This window comes from Tenuibacillus multivorans (assembly GCF_900103915.1).
GTDB classification, from domain to species: domain Bacteria; phylum Bacillota; class Bacilli; order Bacillales; family Alkalibacillaceae; genus Tenuibacillus; species Tenuibacillus multivorans.
In genome coordinates, this window is record NZ_FNIG01000004.1 from 159,158 (window position 1) to 175,232 (window position 16,075).

The 16,075-nt window shown below is 38.2% G+C and carries 21 protein-coding genes and 2 other annotated features; of the genes, 9 read left to right on the forward strand and 12 right to left on the reverse strand.

The genetic code is table 11. The features are described 5' to 3' along the window. Positions 1–71 precede the first annotated feature (71 nt). The 6 genes from trpB to BLP77_RS07965 all read right to left on the reverse strand — a co-directional run bounded on the left by trpB (position 72) and on the right by BLP77_RS07965 (position 6,508). Positions 72–1,262 carry a tryptophan synthase subunit beta gene (gene trpB, locus BLP77_RS07940; RefSeq protein WP_093856591.1) on the reverse strand — a complete coding sequence of 397 codons (1,191 nt, stop codon included), beginning with the start codon at positions 1,260–1,262 and terminating at the stop codon, positions 72–74. Then, positions 1,238–1,876, reverse strand: a complete 639-nt coding sequence (locus tag BLP77_RS07945) for a phosphoribosylanthranilate isomerase (RefSeq protein ID WP_093856592.1) — start codon at positions 1,874–1,876, stop codon at positions 1,238–1,240. Before BLP77_RS07945 ends, trpB begins: the two co-directional genes overlap by 25 nt. Further along, on the reverse strand, positions 1,876–2,658 hold the full coding sequence (gene trpC / locus BLP77_RS07950; RefSeq protein WP_176753005.1) for an indole-3-glycerol phosphate synthase TrpC: 783 nt from the start codon (positions 2,656–2,658) through the stop codon (positions 1,876–1,878). The genes BLP77_RS07945 and trpC overlap by 1 nt, the downstream gene beginning before the upstream one ends. Beyond that, entirely contained in the window at positions 2,655–3,686 is a 1,032-nt protein-coding gene (gene trpD / locus BLP77_RS07955; protein WP_093856594.1) for an anthranilate phosphoribosyltransferase, read from the reverse strand. Before trpD ends, trpC begins: the two co-directional genes overlap by 4 nt. A gap of 67 nt (positions 3,687–3,753) precedes the next feature. Next, positions 3,754–4,009 (reverse strand) — a binding site (T-box leader). A 53-nt stretch (positions 4,010–4,062) separates the two neighbouring features. After that, positions 4,063–4,322, reverse strand: a binding site (T-box leader). Positions 4,323–4,376: 54 nt separating this feature from the next. Next, positions 4,377–5,465: a GGDEF domain-containing protein gene (locus BLP77_RS07960; protein ID WP_093856595.1), complete on the reverse strand. Its 1,089-nt coding sequence runs from the start codon at positions 5,463–5,465 to the stop codon at positions 4,377–4,379. 137 nt (positions 5,466–5,602) lie between these two features. Continuing rightward, a complete protein-coding gene (locus tag BLP77_RS07965) occupies positions 5,603–6,508 on the reverse strand; it encodes an SDR family oxidoreductase (protein ID WP_218118853.1) in 906 nt (301 codons plus the stop codon). A gap of 443 nt (positions 6,509–6,951) precedes the next feature. Between BLP77_RS07965 and BLP77_RS07970 the strand changes: the two genes are divergently transcribed. Genes BLP77_RS07970 through BLP77_RS07980 form a run of 3 tightly spaced genes read left to right on the forward strand, consistent with a single transcriptional unit; the run spans position 6,952 to position 8,793 of the window. Then, positions 6,952–7,920 carry a threonine ammonia-lyase gene (locus tag BLP77_RS07970; RefSeq protein ID WP_093856597.1) on the forward strand — a complete coding sequence of 323 codons (969 nt, stop codon included), beginning with the start codon at positions 6,952–6,954 and terminating at the stop codon, positions 7,918–7,920. Beyond that, complete coding sequence (locus BLP77_RS07975; protein WP_093856598.1) at positions 7,917–8,282, forward strand: DUF4440 domain-containing protein; 366 nt, start codon at positions 7,917–7,919, stop codon at positions 8,280–8,282. Before BLP77_RS07970 ends, BLP77_RS07975 begins: the two co-directional genes overlap by 4 nt. Continuing rightward, positions 8,251–8,793, forward strand: coding sequence for a GNAT family N-acetyltransferase (locus BLP77_RS07980; protein ID WP_245686830.1), 543 nt, complete (start codon positions 8,251–8,253; stop codon positions 8,791–8,793). Before BLP77_RS07975 ends, BLP77_RS07980 begins: the two co-directional genes overlap by 32 nt. Before the next feature lie 32 nt (positions 8,794–8,825). On the opposite strand, the gene BLP77_RS07985 is transcribed toward BLP77_RS07980, so the two are convergent. Both BLP77_RS07985 and BLP77_RS07990 read right to left on the reverse strand, forming a co-directional pair. After that, positions 8,826–9,221, reverse strand: coding sequence for a VOC family protein (locus tag BLP77_RS07985; protein ID WP_093856599.1), 396 nt, complete (start codon positions 9,219–9,221; stop codon positions 8,826–8,828). Beyond that, positions 9,218–9,997: an SRPBCC domain-containing protein gene (locus BLP77_RS07990; protein ID WP_093856600.1), complete on the reverse strand. Its 780-nt coding sequence runs from the start codon at positions 9,995–9,997 to the stop codon at positions 9,218–9,220. Before BLP77_RS07990 ends, BLP77_RS07985 begins: the two co-directional genes overlap by 4 nt. 204 nt (positions 9,998–10,201) lie before the next feature. Between BLP77_RS07990 and BLP77_RS07995 the strand changes: the two genes are divergently transcribed. Then, entirely contained in the window at positions 10,202–10,858 is a 657-nt protein-coding gene (locus BLP77_RS07995) for a class I SAM-dependent methyltransferase (RefSeq protein WP_093856601.1), read from the forward strand. Between the two features lie 173 nt (positions 10,859–11,031). Further along, entirely contained in the window at positions 11,032–11,673 is a 642-nt protein-coding gene (locus tag BLP77_RS08000) for an HD domain-containing protein (protein ID WP_093856602.1), read from the forward strand. Positions 11,674–11,863: 190 nt separating this feature from the next. Here BLP77_RS08000 and BLP77_RS16125 read toward each other — a convergent pair whose 3' ends face one another. Then, positions 11,864–11,992 carry a hypothetical protein gene (locus BLP77_RS16125; protein ID WP_261753363.1) on the reverse strand — a complete coding sequence of 43 codons (129 nt, stop codon included), beginning with the start codon at positions 11,990–11,992 and terminating at the stop codon, positions 11,864–11,866. Between the two features lie 480 nt (positions 11,993–12,472). On the opposite strand from BLP77_RS16125, the gene BLP77_RS08005 reads away from it, so the two are divergent. Further along, entirely contained in the window at positions 12,473–12,826 is a 354-nt protein-coding gene (locus tag BLP77_RS08005) for a PadR family transcriptional regulator (protein ID WP_093856603.1), read from the forward strand. Then, positions 12,813–13,454, forward strand: coding sequence for a permease prefix domain 1-containing protein (locus BLP77_RS08010; RefSeq protein WP_093856604.1), 642 nt, complete (start codon positions 12,813–12,815; stop codon positions 13,452–13,454). The genes BLP77_RS08005 and BLP77_RS08010 overlap by 14 nt, the downstream gene beginning before the upstream one ends. Before the next feature lie 320 nt (positions 13,455–13,774). Here the strand turns inward: BLP77_RS08010 and BLP77_RS08015 are convergent, their stop codons facing one another. The 3 genes from BLP77_RS08015 to BLP77_RS08020 all read right to left on the reverse strand — a co-directional run bounded on the left by BLP77_RS08015 (position 13,775) and on the right by BLP77_RS08020 (position 15,218). Further along, the gene (locus BLP77_RS08015; RefSeq protein ID WP_143001412.1) at positions 13,775–14,005 is read right to left on the reverse strand and encodes a hypothetical protein; all 231 of its coding nucleotides are present in this window, start codon (positions 14,003–14,005) and stop codon (positions 13,775–13,777) included. 482 nt (positions 14,006–14,487) lie between these two features. Beyond that, positions 14,488–14,649, reverse strand: a complete 162-nt coding sequence (locus BLP77_RS15820) for a hypothetical protein (protein ID WP_176753006.1) — start codon at positions 14,647–14,649, stop codon at positions 14,488–14,490. A 23-nt stretch (positions 14,650–14,672) separates the two neighbouring features. Continuing rightward, on the reverse strand, positions 14,673–15,218 hold the full coding sequence (locus BLP77_RS08020) for a hypothetical protein (protein ID WP_093856606.1): 546 nt from the start codon (positions 15,216–15,218) through the stop codon (positions 14,673–14,675). 194 nt (positions 15,219–15,412) lie between these two features. Between BLP77_RS08020 and copZ the strand changes: the two genes are divergently transcribed. Both copZ and BLP77_RS08030 read left to right on the forward strand, forming a co-directional pair. Further along, the gene (gene copZ / locus BLP77_RS08025; RefSeq protein ID WP_093856607.1) at positions 15,413–15,622 is read left to right on the forward strand and encodes a copper chaperone CopZ; all 210 of its coding nucleotides are present in this window, start codon (positions 15,413–15,415) and stop codon (positions 15,620–15,622) included. A gap of 134 nt (positions 15,623–15,756) precedes the next feature. Next, entirely contained in the window at positions 15,757–16,074 is a 318-nt protein-coding gene (locus BLP77_RS08030; protein ID WP_093856608.1) for a metal-sensitive transcriptional regulator, read from the forward strand. The last annotated feature ends 1 nt before the right edge of the window (position 16,075 follow it).

Sequence of the window (16,075 nt, forward strand, 5' to 3'; positions counted from 1 at the left end):
TTATGAGCGACTTTGTTGATATATGAGCGAGATTTTGGTTTTTGAGCGAGTTTCACGATATATGAGCGACTTTACATTTTTAACGCATATTTAACCGATTCAACGTCTTTGTCACCTCGCCCGGATAAGCAGATGACAAGTGTTTCATCGTACGACATGTCTTGAGCAACCTTCACGGCATGTGCCACGGCATGAGAGCTTTCTAAAGCTGGGATAATGCCTTCTGTTTGTGATAATAATTGAAAGGCATCTAACGCTTCTTGATCTGTTACAGCGGTATAGTGAACACGCTCTATATCCTTTAAGAAGCTGTGCTCTGGACCAACACCCGGGTAGTCGAGTCCAGCTGAGATAGAATGTGCTTCTTGAATTTGACCGTGCTCATTTTGTAAGAGATACACCATCGAGCCGTGTAAAACACCGACTGATCCCATGGTTAAGGTCGCAGCATGGCGGTTAGTATCCACACCACTTCCAGCTGCCTCAACACCGTACAATTTCACGTTCTCATCGTTAACAAATGGATAAAACATTCCCATAGCATTACTACCACCGCCAACACATGCCACAATGGCATTTGGTAAGGCATCTTCCTTTTCAAGCATTTGAGCCTTTGTTTCTTTGCCAATTACGCTTTGAAAATCTCGAACTATTTTTGGGAATGGATGAGGTCCTAATACGGAGCCCATAATGTAGTGGGTATCTTCGACGTTCGTTACCCAATAACGAAGTGCTTCATTAACGGCATCCTTTAAGGTGGCGCTACCTTGATTAACACTGACGACTTTGGCTCCCAATAACTCCATACGGAAAACGTTAAGTTTTTGACGACGTACATCTTCAGCCCCCATGAAAATGACACATTCTAGATTTAATAAGGAACAAACCGTAGCAGTTGCAACCCCGTGCTGACCGGCACCTGTTTCAGCTACGACTTTTTTCTTTCCCATCCGTTCAGCGAGTAATGCCTGCCCAATCGTGTTATTAATCTTGTGCGCACCGGTATGGTTCAAATCTTCACGCTTTAAATAAATCTTGGCACCACCGATTTTTTCAGTTAAGTTTTTGGCAAAATACAGTGGGTTTTCACGTCCGACGTATTCTTTTAATAAGTCGTTTAATCGTTTATTAAACTGTTCATCTTGAATCACCGCTTCGTAAGCTACTTCCAATTCAGCTACAGCCCTCATTAGCGTTTCGGGAATGTATTGGCCACCGTATGGCCCGTATTGACCGTTTACATCCGGTTGTGCGTATGACATGTTAATCGCTCCTTTGCATTTTTAATAAATCGGTTAATTTTATCCGGGTCTTTGTCACCATCCGTTTCAACACCACTTGAAACATCAACCATTGTCGGTTGTGTTTGATCAATGGCTTCTTGAACATTGTCCGCGTTCAGTCCGCCAGCAAGGATGAAACGTTGACGGTCGATATCTTGGTGTTTTAAAAGACCCCAATCAAAAGTCGTTCCGTTTCCGCCGCGGTGAGGGCCAGATGCACTATCAAGTAAGAAATAGTGGGCACCTTCATAATATTTAAGTTGTTCAAGATCACTTTCATGCTGGATGCGTAAAGCCTTGATGTAGGGAAGACCAAGATTTTCACAAAACTCAGGTGATTCATCCCCGTGTAGCTGAACAAAATCGAGTCCAACTTGATGGACAGTCGTTTCAAGCTCTTCACGCGATGAATTTACAAAAACGCCAATTTTCTTAATATGACTTGGAATCTGTTCGGCGATTCGACGTGCTTGATTGATTGTGACTTGACGTTTACTATTCGCAAAAACAAATCCGATGGCATCGGTACCAGCTTGAACGGCAGCTTGTGCGTGCTTTAGCTTTTGAATTCCACAAATTTTAACCCGTGTCATCATAACAACTCCTTATCGACTTGTAAGCTTTTTAACGAATTTACAACCGAATCGCTCATCATAAGCGATTCACCAACTAAAATGGCATGAGCACCAGCAGAAGCAACACGTTCAGCATCTGCTTTAGTTTTTATGCCACTTTCACTTATGATGACAATATTCGGGTCCGTGATTTTATCGGCTAAACGTTCAGTGACACCAAGATCAACGTTAAAGGTTTTTAAGTCGCGGTTATTGATGCCGATGATGTTTGGATTCACGTCATTGGCTGCTTCTAACTCGGTTTCATCATGAACTTCGAGTAAAACCTCTAATCCGAGATTTGTTGCATATTGATAAAGCTCTTTTAGTCTTGATGCTTGAAGCGCCGCTGTTATTAATAGAATGACGTTTGCACCTGCTTGATAGGCATAATCTATTTGGACTTCATCAATAATAAAATCTTTACACAAAATCGGGATATCAGTGACGGCACGAACATTTGTGAGATCCTCCATCGAACCTTTAAAAAATGGTGTATCGGTTAACACAGAGACCCCACTCGCCCCACCCGTTTGATAGAGTTTAGCTTGGTCGGTAGGCTCCATACCTACATTGATATCTCCTTTAGAAGGGGAGGCCCGTTTGATTTCGGCTATAACGGATAGTTGTCTGCTTTTGATAAAAGAATCATAGAGTGAATGAACCGGTTTATCTGTAGTAATCTGGTCGTTTAAATCGAGCTGTTTAAGCGTTTTAACTTCTTCTTTTTTCCGTTCCAAAATTTGATCTAGGATCGTCATGATGACATCGCCTTCTTTCTATATTTGCTGTATTCAATAAGATGATTTAACTTCTCTAAGGCACGACCTGATTCGATGCTTTCACGTGCTTTGTCAATGCCCTCTTTAATATTGTCAGCCATACCAGCAGAATAAAGACCTAATCCAGCATTTAATAAAACCGTGTCTAGATAAGCACCGGGTTCTCCATTTAGGACACTTAAAAGGATTTCAGCGTTTTCCTTCGCATCACCACCACGAATTGCATTATTAGGATAAGACGTAAGGCCCACATCCTCTGGTTTTAACGTAAATGATTGAACATCACCTTGATCAAGTAATACTAAATGGTTTTCGCCAGCGAGTGAGGCTTCATCCATGTGTCCAGCCCCATTCACCACAATTCCTCGTGTGATGCCAAGTTGATTTAGCACATCCGCCATTTTTGATAACATATCTCGACGGTAAACCCCTAGCAATTGCGTTTCTAATGTCACAGGATTCGTTAAAGGGCCAATAATATTAAAAATCGTTGGCACACCTAAATCTTGTCGTACTTTCATAATGCTTTTTAATCGAGGATGAACATAGGGTGCGAATAAAAAGGCAATCCCGTTTGTCTCAAGTAGTTCCTCAACCTCTTCACTTGAAAAGTCGAGTGAGATTCCGAGCTCCTCTAAAACATCAGCACTACCTGTTTTGCTTGAAACGCTGCGATTACCATGCTTAGCAATTTTGGCACCAGCCCCAGCTAACACAAAAGCAGAAGTTGAACTGATATTAAAACTACTAGAGCCATCACCGCCAGTTCCGCAATTATCCATGACCCCTGTGATCTGTTTACTAATTGGCATTGCTTTTTCGCGCAGCACTTCAACGATTGCGGCAACCTCATCAGCCGATTCACCACGTACCTGTAAAGCCGTTAAAACAGATGCAATTTTACTTTCAGATGTATCTTCATCAAATAAAGCTTGAGCCACTTCTTTCATTTCCTCTTTTCGTAATTGTTCACCACTTGTCAATTTCTTTAAGAGTGAGGTTTTCATGTTTTCATTCTCCTTTCGAATGGTAATAAAATAAAAAAAGTCCTCTGCAAGACACATATAAGTGCTTGCAGAGGACGAATGATTCGCGGTACCACCTCAATAGGAAAGTAATAGACTTTCCCGCTCAAGTTCAGGTACGGGAAGATGGGAAGCTTCACTTCCGATACCCTATCCTATTAACGGTGGAATTCCGGGTTACCATACTATCATTCAGGCAACCTCTCGTAAGTCCATTCGGTATAACGTATCGCGCTAACTCTCACCAACGTTAACTCTCTGTAACGAATCCGGTTATACGTACTCTTCTTACTCAACGATTTAATATATTTAATTTGGTTCGGGTGTTAGACAAATAAAAAACGGGCTTCCTGTCCTTGATAAGGACGGGAAACCCGTGGTGCCACCTTTGTTGACTGTATGAAACAGTCCGCTTACCCGTATCGAAGCACTTCACATTGTGCTTGAATACGTGTCTCTTGTAACGATGAGACTTTCGCCAACCATACTAATAACAAGATGTTACGTTAGGCTGGAGGCTCAGAAGTCCATTCCTTTTACGTTCTACGCTAGTTCACACCGACCACTAGCTCTCTGAAGTAGATTCGAAAAAGTACTCCTCTTCATCTACGCCGAACCGTATCTAAATGATTGCTACCTATCGTATGACAAAATAATCAAAATGTCAACCCATTAATTAACTTGGTCAAAAATTTCAATATTATTTCGCCCGGCATTTTTAGCCCGGTATAGAGCTTCATCCGCCTCATGAAAGAGAATATGATCTTCAGTCATTGCTCGATCATAAAACGCCATGCCAATTGAAATTGTCAGTTGAATAGAATGTCCGTGGGGTAGTTTGAAAATCGTGTGCTCAACGCGCTTTCGTATATTTTCAGCGACTTTTTCGGCTTTTTTAACTGACTTGTCCAAGTATAAAATAGAAAATTCCTCACCACCGTTTCGTGAAATAATCGCGTCACGCCCCGCTTCATGTTTAAATAAATCACCTAATTGCTTAAGCACTTCATCCCCCGACATATGCCCATACGTATCGTTAATTTTTTTGAAATGGTCAATATCTAATAACATTAGCACCATCGATTGATTATTCTCTTTAGCTTGTTTTAGAAAATTTTCATAGTAATAGTAAAATGTCCGAACATTAAATAAATCAGTTAGTGGATCCTTCCGAGAAAATTCTCGGTACTTTAGGAAAAGCTCACTATTTCGTCTCACATAACGTAGAAAATAGAATGCTAGCATACCGCCCACTAAGGTGAATATAATGTGAAGGATAGCGATGTTTAAGACTTGCGAGTAGTCTGGGGTCACGATATATAAAGCGATCGAAAACATAGCTTGCCCATAGATTAAGAGAATTAACCACTTTTTCCAAGGAATCGCCTTAACATAATTTGATATAAAGCCCGACCCAATCGCAATGAAAAGCATCATAAATAAAGCGACGTGAGAAGAAAAATTAACATCGATGATATAGCGGCCAATAGTGATGATAACAGCACCAACCAATGAAGGGATCAAGCCACCATAATAAGCGACTAAAGCAATGGGGACGTGGCGGAGGTCTAGGATGGTTATATCATTAACGTATATACTGTAGCGCATGAGAATAATCCCCAATACACCAGCTAAAAATCCATCTGAAAATTTTACCCATAGAGGGGATTCATAGGTTAGCCTTCGAGTCGTAAACAGTTGATGCCAGAAAAATATGAATGTGATTAATAGACAGATATTCATGATTAAATCATCAATCATGGCATCTCATTCCTTTAATATAATTAATGACATTATACCATAAATATAAGTAATGAGGACTAATTTTTTGGAATAGTTTGTAATTAATTGGCGTATAAAATAACCCCTAGTAAAGTTCTAAGGGTTAGTCAACGCTTTTATGATGACATTTCCTGACCGCCATTGACATGTAGAGTCTGACCGGTCACAAAACGTGAATCATTTGAAGCCAAATACACATAGGTAGGGGCTAGTTCAAATGGCTGTCCTTGTCGCTGCATCGGATTATCGGCTTGCGTGACGATATCGGCAGAAAAACTAGCCGGAATCAATGGTGTCCAAATACGTCCAGGCGCAACCGCATTAACCCTTATTCCTTTACTGGCTAAACTATGAGCTAATGCTCGTGTAAACCCGACATTGGCAGCCTTTGTTGCCGTATAATCAATTAATTGATCATTACCATAATAAGAAACAACAGAGGAAGTATTGATTATGGAGCTACCGGCCTTTAAATACGGTAATGCTGCTCTGGTTGTATAAAAATGTGAATAGATATTAACTTTAAATGTATCATCAAACTGTTCATCCGTAATATCGAGTAAACTCAATTGTTGAAACTGAATTCCGACATGATTACATAAAATATCAAGCTGCCCAAATTGTTCAATGGTGTGTTTGACAATATCGATACATTGTTGTTTGTCTCTTAAATCCCCAGGGAGTAATATACATTGCTGCCCAAGCTCTTCAATTCTTGCTTTTGTTCTATTGGCATCGTCATGTTCATCTAAATAAGAAATCGCAACATCAGCACCTTCTTTTGCAAATGCAATCGCAACTGCTGCACCGATTCCACTATCACCACCCGTGATTAAAGCGACTTTGTCTTTTAATTTGTCACTTCCTTGATAATTCGGATTTTCAATAATGGGTCTTGGAACCATTAGTCCCTCAACCCCTGGATGCCGATATTGCCGTTGCTCTGGAACGGTAATGGGTACCTCTTCATAACGCGTTATTTTACCGTAATTAGGGTAGAGTGGGTAATCCTGATCGCCCATTTTCCGATTTGGTTGGTAATCCTGTGACACATAAACCATCTCCTGTATGATTGTTCTTTAATATATGATGTTTATTGGGTGAGATAAGTGCATGGTGATTATACTTTCACTATTATAAAACAGTAGCCATAATATACAGGAATAGAAGATATGGGAGGAGAAATGATGGAATATAGCCAGCACTGTCAAGGTGTTAACCTTTTGTTGTTACCTCAAAGCCATGAAAAAGTACCCGTAGCATATTACCCTCACATTTTTGGCTTGCCTAAGATAGGCCCAAGACCACCATATTATGGTTATCCAAGGTGTGAGCCATATTATCCAATTATTTAAATCAAATCCCCAGATAAGAGTATGTTATCTGGGGATTTGTATGTGTTGACACGAACTGTTTGTCAAGAGACACTATAAAAAATTAATGAGTTTAGGAGTGAAACAATTACATGGTAAATGTTGAAGATGTATTGCGCGCCAGAACACGAATCTCAAGCATTGTCAAAGAAACACCAATCTTAACTTCAAAACAATTGTCAGAAAAAGTGGATGCTAATGTTTTTCTTAAATCAGAACACCTGCAAACGACAGGATCATTTAAAATCCGTGGCGCTACGAATAGAGTCACTCAAGCCAAAAGTGAAGGGACTAATTTTATAACGGCTGCTTCTTCAGGAAATCATGGCCAAGCTGTTGCGTATATTGCTAATCAATTGGGTATTCCAGCAACGATAGTAGTACCAACTGATGCCTTAAGCAGTAAGGTAAATGCGATTAAAGCTTATCATGGTTCCATTGAGTACTGCGGGACAACTTCCGCTGAGCGAATTCCTCGTGCCATTGAGTTGGCTGAAGATTCGGATGGCGTCTTTATCCCGCCTTACGATCACCCAGACATCATTGCTGGGCAAGGTACGGTTGGACTAGAAATCCTTGAGCAAGTTGAAGAAGTTGATACGATTATTGTGCCTGTCGGTGGCGGTGGGTTAAGCTCGGGTATTTTAACAGCTGTCAAGGAAAAACGACCTGATATACGTGTGGTTGGTGTAGAACCAGAAATCGGCGATGACACTGCTGTATCCTTGAAGAAAGGTCAAATCACGTCCGTTAAAGGGACGGATCAAACGATAGCAGACGGCTTACGAACCACACAGCCAGGTGATTTAACGTTTCCGATTTTGCAAAAATACTTAGATGACTTGGTCTTAGTAAGTGAAGATGAAATACGTTTTGCGATGAGTTTTGTGATGGAGCGAATGAAGCAGCTCATAGAATCATCAAGTGCGACAACTGTTGCGGCAGCCATGTTTGGTAAGGCCAATGTAGTTGGTCAAAACGTCGTTTGCGTCATATCAGGTGGGAATGTAGATATCCAAAAGTTAGATGAACTATTAGTTAATACGGGAAGTGATAAATGATGGAAGATTCACAGTTAGTATCTCATTTGAAGGCGCTAGAGGAAACGTTATTGTTAAAGAATAAAGCAGACTTTGAAAGATTATTAGCTGCTGATTTTATGGAGATTGGTAGTTCGGGAATCGTATATGATAAACAGGATCAACTCGATGCTTTTAAAAACGTTAGCCATTCTCGAAACTGGAAATGTTTATCCTTATCCGATTTTGATATGACTAGACTTTCCGAGGATGTAGCACATGTGACATTTCGTGTTTATAATGAAAAAAGTGATCAATACTCATTACGTAGCTCAAAAAATGTAATAAAACTCGCTCATAAGGAGAAAAAGTATGATGAATTATTTAGATTTTCAGAAGTTTGATGGAGAGATTGATGAACTAATCGATCTATATACGAAAAATGAATGGCATTATCACGCTAACCCTAATCCCTCTCCAGACGAAATAAGAGAACGTTTTAAATCAGGTTGGTTTCATGATGATAAAGAAACATTTTGGGTTCTGGAGAATAACCAAAAGATAGGGTTGATCATCATAACGGATGTATCAGATACAATCCCATTACTTTACGATATAAGATTATTGGAGGAAATAAGAGGACAAGGATATGGAGAAAAGTGTGTTAAATGGGTAACGGATTACATCTTTTTAAGCTCTACGAATAAGATTAGGATTGAGGCTTATACCCGTCACGATAATTACGCCATGAGAAAAGTATTTCATAAGTGCGATTACGAAAAAGAAGGGTATCTTAGAGATTCGTGGGAGAATGATGATGGTCGTGTTTATGATTCAGTTCTATACGCGATGATAAGAAGTGATTGGGAGAAGGATCAGCAAACACCTATTAATATAAACGATGTTCCTTATTAAATCCCGACCACACTAAAGTAGCCGGGATTATATTATGGTGCGACGAGTTCTACCTTAATTCGGTCAGGGTCCTCGAAATAAACAGCATAATGATCATCACCACCAGCAAATGGATGCTGATCTGGGTAAAGTATATTGATACCCTTCTCTTTTAACTTTTTAGTCATTTCATCAACGTGTTCCTTTGAATCTGAGTGAAAGGCGAGATGATTGAGGCCAACACGGCATCGATGATAAGGAATATCCAAAAAGCGTTCGTCAGCTTGAACGAAAACGATATAAGTATCTTCAAGTTTCCAACTTTGACCGTTTTCCCATTTTTGATATTGACTATAACCTAATTCTTTAAGAAACCATCCCCAAAATTTTATAGAATGATTAAGATTTGATACATATAGCTCAACATGATGAATAAGCCCTTTTTTCATAATGCTGGTACTGTTCCTTTTTCGACATAGTTTTTAAGAAAATCCCCAAGTAATTCCTTCCAGCCTTTATCGTATTCTTGATGCCATTCAGGGTCCAATAATCCGACGACGTGATGTGATAGTTTTAGAATTGTGTATTCTCCGTCTTCTTCTAACTTATACGAATAGAAGCTCTCAACTGCTGCGTTCAGCCCAAGTAAGCCACTTAATCGAAGTTCTTCATTTTCTTTAATGTACACGACTGTTCCCCAGATCGTCCCACCATCATAACTCGTTTCTAAGAAATAACCTCCAACCTTAGGGTCAAGTGAAAAAGTCGAATTTTTAAATACACGATACGTCCACCACTTATCGATGTCCGTTGTTAAGGCCTTAAATACTTTCTGACACGACCCCTTAATTTTAATTTCTTGTTCAATTTTGAATGAATCATGAACCAGTCCACTCATCTGATCTCCTCCTTCAATATGATTTTTGAGTGCCGCTAAATGACGGCTTTGTTGGCCTTCATACTGACTAACCCAGCGATCGTAAACCAGTTGTATTGGGAAAGCATTTAGATAATTGATCCGTGTACGACCTTCTTTTCTTGATAAAACAAGCTGACATTCTTCAAGGATTTTGAGGTGTTTCATGACTGCGTATCGGCTAATATCCGGGAAGTTAGATACGAGTTCACCAGTAGAAGAGGGGTTACGTTTTAAACGGTCTAAGATAGCTCTTCTAACGGAGTGCCCTAGTGCTTTAAACACTAGCGATACTTGTTTTTCATCCAAATAAGTCCTCCTTACAAAAAATTCTGAAATAATATGTGACCAAAAAGTAACATAATTAATAACAACATGTCAATTCATAGTTTTCTAAAAACGATTGTGTTTATTTAAAAAATGCATTAATGTGAATGAAAAGAATATGATCAAGATGCAAAAAAATAAGCAGTAATTCGATGAACAAAATGAGTTTAATTGGAGGAAAAATAAATGCTAAGGTCAACAAAGGAAACCAAAGAATTATTTAATCAATGGGCACAATCGTATGATCAAGATTTGGAGAATGCTTCAGGGCCATTATTAGGATATGAACAAAGCTTGGCGATTTCAAAAGAATTACTATCGATTAAAAAGAATGCTAAACTATTGGATATTGGTATTGGTACAGGAGCTTTTTCATCGCTTTTAAGTGAAACAGATACAGAGGTTTGGGGTATAGACATCTCAGAGGACATGGTGATTCAATGTGAGAAAAAACATCCTGAATATTATCTTAAAGTCGGTACATTTTCAGAGCCAAATGTCGATCAAACATTTGATTACATTGTATCTAGTTTTTGCTTCCATGAAGTTTTACCAGATCAGAGAAAACAGGCACTACAAAATGGTAGTGACTTATTGAAATCCGGTGGGAAGCTCCTATTACTGGATATCATGTTCGCGTCAAAACAGGCAGTCCAAGATGGAAAAGAAGCAATCGGTGAGTATTGGGATTCAACTGGAGACTATCCGATTATAGGTGAACTAGATGCCATGCTTCGTGAGACAGGATTTATAAATGCGCATTGGATCCAAACCGGACCATATCATTGGGCTGTCTTAGCGGACAAAAATAATGAAATAACGAGAAACTCTCCTTTGAAATAAGTAGTTAAATATTGGGATACAAGAGATAGGGAGTCGGATCCACCAAAAAGGAGAAACGATTCGTCGTGAGAGGAGTTTGATTCGCCAATTGGGGTCGGTCCGCCATTACAAGGTTCAATCCAACCGTATAAATAATACAATTTTAGGTAGTCATAAAAGGTGAGGGGAATGTTATGGAATGGATGATACATGAAACGGAAATATTTGTGCGTCGAGAATTAGAAGGGGAAAGTTCGGGTCATGATTGGTGGCACATTAACCGTGTAACTAATATGGCAAGGCGGATAGCGGAAGAAGAAGGCGCGGATTTGTTCATTTGCACGATGGCTGCGTTATTACATGATCTGGCCGATGATAAATTATATGAAAGTGAAGAAGCTGGATTAAAACGTATCCAAGAGTGGATTGACCAGATAGGCGTTAAACCGGATGAACAAGAACATATTTTAACGATTATCAAAACGATATCGTTCAAAGGTGGTCATGGACCCGGTTTGAGCAGTTTAGAAGCTAAGGTTGTACAGGATGCAGACCGGTTAGATGCAATAGGTGCGATTGGTATTGCAAGATGCTTTGCGTATGCAGGGTCTAAGGGGCATATTATACACCACCCTGATGTTCAACCACGTGAGTCCATGACGACAGAGGAATACCGGAACAGTGAAGGAACAGGGATTAATCATTTTTATGAAAAATTACTGAAATTAAAAGATCTTATGAACACAAAAACAGGGTTTCAAATCGCGGAAAAGCGACATGAATATATGCAACAATTTCTAAATGAATTTTGTGACGAATGGAATGGGATAACGTAATAAACTGATATACATGAATTGACATTATAATGGCATCATTGTATATTATAGTTGACAAAAGAGATTTTAACAGTCATGTTAGATGTATGAAATAAATATAATTAATTAAAACTAAAAGAAGAGATGGAATGCTGTAACATTCCATCTCTATATAGCAGTATCCGTTTCCACAAGGCAGGTGCTGTATCATCTATTGGTTGTTTTTCTTTCTACCTTGCTTCTTCCACAAGCAAGGTAGTTCTTTTCTTTCCGACCGTGTAAATACAATCGGAATGATAAGAATAGGAATTTCTATGCCGAATAACGGCAATAATTCCATAGGCATCACCTCCTCTCACGCCTAAGAAAGACGGTTAGAAGGTTACAGCCACTACCTTGCTTAAACGAAATACTGCTTGTTTTTATTGTACACCATTTGCCTAACTAATAAAACAAAATACAGAACACATATTCTGACTGATATAGCCGTCGATGATTGGGGACTCAATGAAGTTTTCGGGCAATCAAACGGATTAATGGGGGAATTATAACTCGTCATTGGGCACTCATCATGTATCATTGGGGAATTAATTTGATTCATTGGGCGAATATTTATGTTGATTGGGGATTCACAGTAGGTGATTGGGGAATAAGAAAATCCGTTACTGATTAAAAATCGGTAACGGATTTTTTATGTCGCTACTTACACTGTCAATTACTTCCCAGGAGAATCCTTATAAAAAAGATTATTATTTTTAACATATTACTTTGACACACACAGTAATATGTTATATGATATATTTCAGGAGGCGAGATAAGGATGAGCTCAAATATATCAACAGATCTTATTCGCGGCCATACCGTTACCATCATTTTGAATATCTTGAGACAAGGTGACAGTTATGGTTACGAAATATACAAAAAAATTATTGAAATAAGTCAAAACCAATACGAACTAAAAGAGGCAACGTTGTATACAGCATTTCGCCGTTTACAGAAAGATGGCCTAATCACATCTTATTGGGGCGATGAAACGCAAGGCGGAAGACGTAAATATTATCGTATTACGGATGAAGGGCTTATGAAATATCAACAAAACAAGGAAGAATGGTTATTTGCTAAGGATGTTTTAGACCAATTAATTATGGGAGGGGAACAAAATGAATCTGACTAAAGAAGTTAGAAAATACATTGATGATTTGTTTTCAGATGTCGGAAAAAGTCAGCAGCTATTCGATTTAAAACTAGAACTTGTAACCAATATGCATGAACGTATAAAGGATTACAAAAAGCAAGGTATGTCCGATGAAGAAGCACTAATGGAGGCTAAAGCTTCGATTGGTGATCTTAGTGGATTAGTAGAGGATATGCGTGAACATGGCCAAAACCAGGCGAAGCAGGAGGTATATAGTTCTATGACTAACCGCATTTCAACAGGCGGAATTGTCATCAGTGTGATGCTCATATTATTTGGATTGATGATGACTTTAAGTATGAATTTTATTGTTCCAGGACCAGCTAAATCAGGAACTAGTATTTTTATCGTTGTCGGCGGTGCAATCTTAACGTATAGTTTATTGGCTCGTGAAACCTCTAAGAGATACGCAATGGATCGGTTACGCGCTGGGTTGTATGCCTTATCTACAGGTATTATATTATTTGCTATATTTGTAGGTGTGACATCAGGACTTGCAACGAAAGAGCTTTTTATCGCCTTTAGTTCATCCGCTTTTTTCGTTGTCGTGGGTGTAGGGTTACTCGTTCTATTAGTGTTAACAGAGCAAGTAAATCGGAAAAAATAAAGTGAGCGCAGGGTACCTAAGTAGTTCAGTTTTGGACTACAAACAATAAAAATGTATTATAAAATTAGCGTTGAATTGCATAGCAATTTGATGCTAATTTTTCATTGCTATATCAATGTTCGTTTGTATTTTGAGTAGTTGTTTACACAGGAAAATGCAACCCAATTCGCAAAGCCACAATAATTATTGAAGAACTGCAAAATCACGTGCAAAAACTAATGCAATTCCGACAATAAAAAAGAGCAATTCCCTTATTGGAAAATGCTCAGTCTTATTAAACTAACGCCCCAGTTAGCGAAATATATAAATTATTTTTTCTATTATTGTACTTCTACAACAAATGTATAAGAAGCTTCCCCTTTCGCCCATTCAGCTGGAATTTCAATGATATGTTTACCTTTCTCTGAGGGCAAAGTTATCTTATTTTGTTTTGATGATAATTCTGAACCATGACTTTCATCTTCCCATAAATACCCACTTAATTTAGGCTTAGAACCATCATCAAACTCAATTATTGCAGCTGCATTTGGTCTAACAATTTCTGTTTTCATATTAAATTCAGCCGGCATTTGGTAAGGTGCCAATCCATCAGCAATAACCTTACCATCTGAAAAGAGTCCATCAACTTCCTAAGTATAAGTTCCTTTAATTGTTTCAACTTCGTTATTATTTATTTTTACTATAGCTTCAGGGGGTTCTTCATTTGCTGTATTTGAGCACCCCGATATAAGAAATAAGAACATCATTAGCATTATAAAATATAAATATTTCTTTTTAATCAATACAAATCAACCCCTTTCATAAATTAGACGTAAATTTATCTATAACGTTTCATTCTTATTACCCATATATAAGTTAATTATCCTAAAATTCTCTCAATTAGTTATACAATTTGGATTGCAAAAAGACTTACATTTTAGCCTACAACTCCATATGATAAAAGTAGTTCAATTATGGGTACAAATTACATTTTTGTACTCCAAAACTGAACTACTTACAGGGTACCACACTCCCTGCGCTTTCTTAATGTATATTATTTATTTCTCAATTCCTCAAGCAATTGGATGATTTGTTTATTCTGCACCGTTTGTTTCTCGTTGTAATCTCTAATTTGCAAAAGCCACAGTAAAGCTAAAATGATTGCGATAATAGGAAGTAACGTTACGACAATTCCAATTAAACTAAAGCTAGCCATTTTAATGATCCCCCTTTGTCCATTTAATGATATTGTATATAATTTACAGTCATTCGTAAATCTAGGTTATGATGATGAGTTGGATATTCTTGCTGATTTTCTGGAAAGCTAATAAAAATGAATGCCACTATCACACATGTTATGAATAAAAGTTTATAATTTAAATCGTAATGTTTAGCCACTGAGAATATCGTGATCCCGGTTAAAAAAGCTAGAGCCATCATGATTAAGAAATGCACTTCATAGATGTCAAACATCATAATGAGCATGACACCCATCATCGAGGCCATCAAACCAGAGAAAAATCCCTCAACTTGACATTTGATTCCAAATTTTGTTCCAATCAATATGCCATTTAGCATACCTATGCCAATAGCTAAAAGAGTGGCTACCATAGGTTTTTCACTAAATGGGTACCACACGATAAATCCTATAGCTAGTCCGAACGAAGAGGTTAAGACCATCGTGGTCAGCATCGATTCCATTTGTTTTCCTGTTGGATGTATAAAAAAAGTTACAACAAGTAAATTAAGGATTAAAATGGCGACAGAATATAGCGTAATGCCCATGGGCGACCTCCTTGTAGCTATTCATATTAAAATATACGTTAATACCTTCATAGTATGCTAAATATTTTAGGGGGTATATGGAAGAAAAGCTTATATTGATAAACAAAATATATAGGATTTTTGAGCAAGTCATTTGAATACCTTTCGGGGGTATGATATATTTTAGTCGAAACATAAAAGAAAGGGGATTTTATATGAAAGACCTAACTTTACAAGTTCAAGGTATGTCTTGTGGTCACTGTGTATCTTCTGTTGAAGGTGCGTTAAACGAATTAGATGGCATCTCAGAAGTTAACGTTAATCTAGGTGAAGGAAAGGTAGACGTTAAGTACGATGAAGCCAAAGTTACAGTTGACCAAATGAAAGAAGCAATCGATGAACAAGGCTACGATGTTGTGGCATAATTATAATCCCCGTTCATAAGGAGCGGGGATTTATTATGATATACGTAGATTCCCAATCTGAAATTAAAAATAGACATATATATTTGACAAAATACATTAGGGGGGTATAGTATATAACGTGAGAGGTGATAGAAATGAATGATAAAGATGTGAAGGTTGTTAATCAAGATGAACCGGTTGTTCCGCGAACAAATTCGGAAAAGGAACGTGTTTCAAACCGATTGAAGCGTATAGAAGGTCAAGTTCGCGGTCTTCAAAAAATGATTGAAGAAGATCGGTACTGTGTTGACGTCCTAGTTCAAATATCAGCTGTTAAGGCCGCTTTGGATAAAGTAGGCTATCAAATGTTAGAACGTCACGCCAAGATGTGTGTGACGAACGCGGTAAAAGAAGGTAATGGGGAAGAGTATATGGATGAACTTATGAAAGTGATTAATCAGTATTCTAAATAAG